The 1,469-nt window shown below is 40.4% G+C and carries 1 protein-coding gene and 2 pseudogenes; all 3 read right to left on the bottom strand.

Features of this window, described 5'->3' with window-relative positions:
- Window positions 1–113: 113 nt before the first annotated feature.
- Window positions 114–434: pseudogene (locus MF4640_RS18690) on the bottom strand (Y-family DNA polymerase); the annotation flags it as partial.
- Window positions 435–451: 17 nt separating this feature from the next.
- Entirely contained in the window at window positions 452–1,075 is a 624-nt protein-coding gene (locus tag MF4640_RS18685) for a LexA family protein (RefSeq protein WP_078390494.1), read from the bottom strand.
- A gap of 112 nt (window positions 1,076–1,187) precedes the next feature.
- Window positions 1,188–1,469: pseudogene (locus tag MF4640_RS18680) on the bottom strand (DUF159 family protein); the annotation flags it as partial.

Genomic DNA, 1,469 nt, shown 5'->3' with positions numbered 1-1,469 from the left:
ATTGGAGCTGCAATGAGAAAGTTGGTTCATCTTTGTTATGGTGTACTCAAACACCAACAGCCTTATCAAGCAGATTATTGAGCATGAATTTTCGATAATTTGCTTGACGTTTCAGACGGTATCTCTTGGTCTCCTGATGCAACATAGTCCCCAAGCAGCTCCATAAAGCGCTTGGACATTTCGCCATATAAGGAGAAATTACTTGATAGCACCTGAATGTCATGTTGCTTGATCAGGTCCTGAATTTGGAATACAGGAACACCCATCTTGATGCCGAGATCTTTCACTTCCTGACTTCTGGCCACGGCACAGCCGTCATTGTTACTGAGCACAATAGTAGGGCGATCATTCAAGGCAGGATTAAACACACGTTCACACGAGACGTAGCAATTATTCACGTCGACTAACGCGAATATTTCATTTTCACTTTTCATTTTTATTCTTCTTTTTATTAGCGGTGATAAATACGTTTTAAATTAAAAGTCACCACACCCCAGATTGAGATGGTCTGACTGTCGTTGGGAATGATGTGATTGTATCTAGGATTCTCAGCTTTTAACCAAAGGTCTGGAAGACGGTAGTCTTCATCTCCGAAAATCTCTTTGATTTCAGACTTAGACATCTTGCTTGTTATCATTAACCGCTTAATCGTCGAAGCACTATTATCAATTAATGCAATTACGATATCGTAGTGCTTTGCTTCTATACTGCGATCAACAATGATCGGATCATTAATCTCAAAACCTGCATCAAGCATCGATTCACTGTCTACGTAAGCGATAAATATAGAAATAGGGTTATGAATAAGGAATTCATTCAGATCAAGTGCTTTATCTTGTTCATCCTTGGTACTAAATGCAGGGCCAGCAGGAATGCGCTCTAAAGAGACTGGAATTGAGACTTTGGATTTGGGTAGTACTGCGGTTAACCCTAATTTCTCAACAAGTTCATTTTGAACAGCGATTTGTTCTAGAACTGTATTGATGGTAGGGCTTGGCTTACCCTCTGGGCCCATGAGCTCTTGCAAAGATGACCATGCGTCATCAGAGAAGTAGATAGGTAACTTCTTAGACATGTGATACTCCTACGCTACAGTGGCGTGTTTGGAAGTAGAATTTGTCTAAATATGATATTACTAACAGAGATTAAAATTCAAATTTAAAAAGTTGTGGATAAACAAGGAGAAGTCAGAATAAGTCGTTTTGTTTCTGCTCATCGCGTGGAAAAGTGACGAATTCATCAGGCATGTGAAAGAAATATTCATGCGCGTGTTCATGATCTGCAGTCAGCCAGTCTTTTCTGTACTGCTCTGGAATAACGATGATGGAGCGTTTTTCATCCTTCGGTGCATGGAATTGCTTCATGAAGGGGTGATGATCCGAATTGATGGTCAACATTGAAAAGGAACGTACCTTATTGCCATCAATCACCGCATCATCATAGATCCCTGCAACCGTGAAAGGCTGATC

It is taken from the genome of Acinetobacter sp. MF4640, from assembly GCF_002018895.1.
Classification (GTDB): Bacteria; Pseudomonadota; Gammaproteobacteria; order Pseudomonadales; family Moraxellaceae; genus Acinetobacter; species Acinetobacter johnsonii.
Note: the sequence above shows the minus strand (reverse complement) of the source record. Positions and strands in the feature narration are given on the sequence as shown.

Coding starts and splice junctions, on each gene's coding strand:
- MF4640_RS18685 (WP_078390494.1), bottom strand. CDS start 1,075: ATGTCTAAGAAGTTACCTATCTACTTCTCTGATGACGCATGGTCATCT.